This window comes from Saccharomonospora iraqiensis subsp. paurometabolica YIM 90007 (assembly GCF_000231035.2).
Lineage (GTDB): Bacteria > Actinomycetota > Actinomycetes > Mycobacteriales > Pseudonocardiaceae > Saccharomonospora > Saccharomonospora paurometabolica.
In genome coordinates this window covers 1,651-5,511 of record NZ_KI912215.1, presented here as the reverse complement: position 1 = coordinate 5,511, position 3,861 = coordinate 1,651, and the positions used below count along the sequence as shown (strand labels likewise).

Here is a 3,861-nt window from a genome sequence, read left to right as displayed (position 1 = left end):
CGCGGGCGAGGTCGCGCGCGGACGGCCACCGCGGCACGCGCGGCAGTACGTCGGTGGGTGGTTCAGCCCGGGGCCGGGTAGGCGCACAGGTGCTCGGCCAGGGCCCGGACCTCGCACCCGGTGGCCCGGATGGCGTCGACGTCGTCGGGTGCGGCGTCCTCCAGGTGCACGAGCGAGCCGATGACCCGCCGCACGTGGGTCCACAGGAGAGCGGAGGCCACCGATCCGGCGTCGGGTTCGCGGCGCCAGTCGTCGAGGCGGACGGATTCGAGGATGCCCACCGCGCGGTCGTGCAGATCCTCCAGTCGTCCCGAGGTGCGCTCGCAGACCTCGGCGAGGACCTCGTCGAGTACGTGCCACCGGCCTCGGCTGAGTTCGGCATGCGGGTCCAATCCCGGTCTCCTCGTCGGTGTCGGTGTCGGGTCACGCGGGGCCGAGCCGGGTGCGGATCTCCCGGTCGCAGGTGGGGCAGGTCGGGCGCAGCCACTTGCCGACGTCCTCGCGGCTCGTGGTGACCTCCGCCCCGCACAGCGTGGGGAAGGTGACGCCGAGGTCGAGCCGGGTGCGGTGGGCGTCATAGGCGTGCCGCAGCCCCTCGGCCTGCTGCCACAGGTACCGCTGCATCCGCGCCTCCATTCGGTCGGAACTATCGCGCTAGGTGAGCAGCGAACACCGTCCGTGACCGCGTGGAGGAGGTGTGGGCGGGAGGTCCCACACCGAATGCCCTGGACAGGGCGTCCACGATGATTACGCTGGAGACGGGATCGAACACGCACCGTTGATCATGGGGGGACCATGGCGCGCCTGCCGGAACCGCTCGCCGAGCTTCGCCGCGAACTCGGGCGGGCGCTGGCCGGGTATCGGGAATCGACCGGCATCAACCAGACCGAACTCGGCCGCCGCACCGGCTACACGCGCTCGTCGATCGCGCACATCGAGAAGGCCCGCCAGTTCCCCGACCGCCGGTTCTGGGCGGCCGCCGACCGCGTCCACCGCGCGGACGGGGCCCTGCTCGCCCGGTACGACACGGTCGTCGCCGCCGAGGCTCGGTGGCGCGAACTGGACGAGCTGCGCCAGGACGAGACCGCGCGGCGATGCGCCCACGGCACCGACGTGACCGGCGCGGACGTTGTCGCCGACACCGAGAAGGAGGACGACGTGAACCGTCGAACACTGCTGGCGTTGCTCGGCCCGGCCGCCCTCGGCGGCCCGATGCTGGAGAACCTGGAGCAGGCCCGGCGCGGCCTCGACGGGGTGCTCGGCGTCCCGGCGGCCGACCGGGACGCCGACGAGTGGGAGCAGGTCGCCGCGGACTACGCCCGGCAGGTCCAGTTCCAGCCGCCGTCGCGCACCCGGCCCGCGCTCACCGCCGACTTCGCGGACCTCCGCGAACGTATCGCCACCGCGCATGAACCGGCACGCACCCGCCTGGTGCACTCCGCCGCCCAACTCGCGGCACTGACCGCGTTCACGTTCGTGTTCCTGCGCGAACACCTGGCCGCGCAACGCTGGTGGCGCACGGCCGGACGGGCCGCCGCGACCGTGGGCGACCCGCGGCTGTCCGCACGGATCGGCGGGAAACAGGCCATTATGTCGCTCTACAACGCCACACCGGAGCGCGTGCTGACCCTGGCCGACCGTGCGATCGCGCTGGGCGAGTCGAAACCGTCGCCCGGGGTGCTCAGCGGCTGGTCGGCACGCACCCAGGCGCTGGCCCGGATCGGGCGGGACGACGACGCCCGGGCAGCCGTCGACCGGCTCACCGAGCTGTATGAACGCCTGCCGGAGCAGGACCGGGGTGAGAATACGAGTGTGTGGCGGTGGACGAGCCAGCAGTTGTACTTCGTGCGCAGCGAGGTGTACTCCCTCGGCGGACGGGTGGATCGCGCCTTCGAGGCGCAGGATGCGGTGTTACCGCTCTACGCACCCGACAGCTTCCAGGGACCTGCCCAGATCGAGACCCACCGGGCGCGAGCTCTGATCCAGTCCGGCGAGGTCGAGGACGGTGTCGCCCACCTGACCGCGACGCTGGACGCCCTGGACGACTGGCAGCGCGCGGACGGCCTCGTCCACCGCACGGCCGTGGACACCCTCGACGCCGTTCCGGCGGACGAGCAGCGCAAACCCTACGTCACCGACGCCCGCACCCTGCTCACCCCGACGCCCGCCTGAGTCCGGTCACCAAGACTGCTTGCGCCACGCCATCAGTACCGCCCTGGCCTGGGACCGCATCAGACCGATGCCCGAGGTCGCGGTCAAGGACTCCGAAGTGGCTTCCGCGTCCTCCGCGGCACCGTGGTAGAGCAGGTAACTGGCCGCGGCGCACCGCACCGCCGGGTGTTCGTCCGCGAGCAGGGGGCGCAGGACGGTCGGGGCCGTGCCGTCGGCTGCCCACTGCCGCACCAGGGCGTCGGTCGCGTCGACGTGTGCGTTGGCCTCGTCGGCGTCGGGCCGGGCGTCGGACATCGTCTTCTCTTCGGCCAGGACATGCCGCCGGAACCGTTGACGTGCCTGGTCGAGCACTCCCTCGTCAGACATCGGGAAAGCCGGTCACACCGTCTCGAACGGGATCTGCCGGTAGCGATCCCGCAGCTCCCGCAGCGCCGGATGATTCGGCGGCAAGTCGACGCCGTCGATACCTGCCACCGCGCGGACGCCGATGGTGGCGTTGGTGGCGAACACCGCGTCGGCTGTGGCGAGGTCGGCGAGCGTCACCGGTTCGTAGCGCACGGCGGAGGGGCCCCATGCCTGGTCGAGCAGCCGCATCGTCACCCCGGGCAGGTGCGGCTCTGACGGCCACACCACGCGCCCATCGCGCACCGTGCCGAGGTTCGAGGTGGCGATCTCCGAGACCGCCCCGTCCGGGGAAGCAAACACCACGTCGTCGTCGCCGTCGCGTTGCGCGGCCCGGCGCAGCCGCAGCGCGCCGTACAGGCCGACGTGTTTCACCTCGGGGGTGTCTCGGCGGTAGACGGCGGAGCGCAGCCGCAGGGGCGGCTGGTCCCCGTCGGCCGCCGCCCGCGTCGTCACCAGGACATCGGGTGTGGCCTCGGCGGCGGGATTGGCGACGGACAGGTCCGGGTCGAACACCGTCACGCGGACCGCGACGGGCCCGGTGTGGCCGGTGATCGCGTGGCGCACCAGGTCACGCACCCGGTCGGGGTCGAGGTCGGCGTCGAACACCGTGCGACAGTCCCGCACCAGGCGGTCGAGGTGCCGCGACAGGCCCCGCACGCCGCCGCCTTCGACCCGCATCGTGGTGAAGTGCCCGTAGTTGGTCAGCGCCAACGCCTGCATCTCCGCCACGCCGACCGGGATCCCGTTCAACTCCGCCATGACGGTCAGTCTGGCACGGTGGCTCGTCGTCGCTGTCGGCTCGCGTCCGGCGGTGCACGAGGGGACGGCTGCATCGCACGGTGGGACGCCTCGACGACGTATAACTAAAACTCACTCTTAGAGGCTGTTCCCGAACTGATCTTGGTGGTGGGGTGGGTGCGGAGATGAGGAGGGACTCCTGGTAGATCGGGTGGTGTCTAGTCAACCGTTCTACCGAGGAGTCCCGGGTGCCATCGTGCCCGAGTGCGCCGATCATGCGCGCGCGGGGTGGGCAGTGCTGCTTGCTGGCCACCACGCATCAGCCTTCGTCCCGGTCACGGCGTTATCCGTCGGACACCACCGACGCTCAATGGGCGCTGATCGAACCGTTGTTGCCCGCCCCGGGCTGGCTGGCGGGCAGGGGCGGTAGGCGAACCAAGCACTGCCGCCGTGAGCTCGTCGATGCGATCCTGTACGTGGTCGACAACGGGATCAAGTGGCGGGCCCTGCCAGCGGATTTCCCACCATGGTCGACTGTGTATAAGC

At 71.4% G+C, this 3,861-nt stretch carries 6 protein-coding genes; 2 read left to right on the top strand and 4 right to left on the bottom strand.

All coding sequences use genetic code 11. The annotated features are described in order from the left end of the window. Window positions 1-62: 62 nt before the first annotated feature. Window positions 63-392: a hypothetical protein gene (locus SACPADRAFT_RS0206350; protein WP_007026835.1), complete on the bottom strand. Its 330-nt coding sequence runs from the start codon at window positions 390-392 to the stop codon at window positions 63-65. Window positions 393-423: 31 nt separating this feature from the next. Beyond that, complete coding sequence (locus SACPADRAFT_RS0206345) at window positions 424-624, bottom strand: HC3 family zinc finger protein (RefSeq protein WP_007026834.1); 201 nt, start codon at window positions 622-624, stop codon at window positions 424-426. 171 nt (window positions 625-795) lie between these two features. On the opposite strand from SACPADRAFT_RS0206345, the gene SACPADRAFT_RS0206340 reads away from it, so the two are divergent. Next, window positions 796-2,172 carry a helix-turn-helix transcriptional regulator gene (locus SACPADRAFT_RS0206340; protein WP_007026833.1) on the top strand — a complete coding sequence of 459 codons (1,377 nt, stop codon included), beginning with the start codon at window positions 796-798 and terminating at the stop codon, window positions 2,170-2,172. Window positions 2,173-2,178: 6 nt separating this feature from the next. On the opposite strand, the gene SACPADRAFT_RS0206335 is transcribed toward SACPADRAFT_RS0206340, so the two are convergent. Next, on the bottom strand, window positions 2,179-2,538 hold the full coding sequence (locus tag SACPADRAFT_RS0206335; RefSeq protein ID WP_007026832.1) for a hypothetical protein: 360 nt from the start codon (window positions 2,536-2,538) through the stop codon (window positions 2,179-2,181). 12 nt (window positions 2,539-2,550) lie between these two features. Further along, the gene (locus SACPADRAFT_RS0206330) at window positions 2,551-3,336 is read right to left on the bottom strand and encodes an aminotransferase class IV family protein (protein WP_007026831.1); all 786 of its coding nucleotides are present in this window, start codon (window positions 3,334-3,336) and stop codon (window positions 2,551-2,553) included. Window positions 3,337-3,590: 254 nt separating this feature from the next. Here SACPADRAFT_RS0206330 and SACPADRAFT_RS30365 point away from each other — a divergent pair. Beyond that, window positions 3,591-3,861, top strand: a 271-nt coding sequence (locus tag SACPADRAFT_RS30365; RefSeq protein WP_007026830.1) for a transposase, incomplete at its 3' end; no start/stop codon positions are given.

Excerpts from the sequence above, each read along its gene's own strand:
- SACPADRAFT_RS0206345 (WP_007026834.1), bottom strand. The coding sequence starts at position 624 with ATGCAGCGGTACCTGTGGCAGCAGGCCGAGGGGCTGCGGCACGCCTAT.
- SACPADRAFT_RS0206330 (WP_007026831.1), bottom strand. The coding sequence starts at position 3,336 with ATGGCGGAGTTGAACGGGATCCCGGTCGGCGTGGCGGAGATGCAGGCG.
- SACPADRAFT_RS0206335 (WP_007026832.1), bottom strand. The coding sequence starts at position 2,538 with ATGTCTGACGAGGGAGTGCTCGACCAGGCACGTCAACGGTTCCGGCGG.
- SACPADRAFT_RS0206340 (WP_007026833.1), top strand. The coding sequence starts at position 796 with ATGGCGCGCCTGCCGGAACCGCTCGCCGAGCTTCGCCGCGAACTCGGG.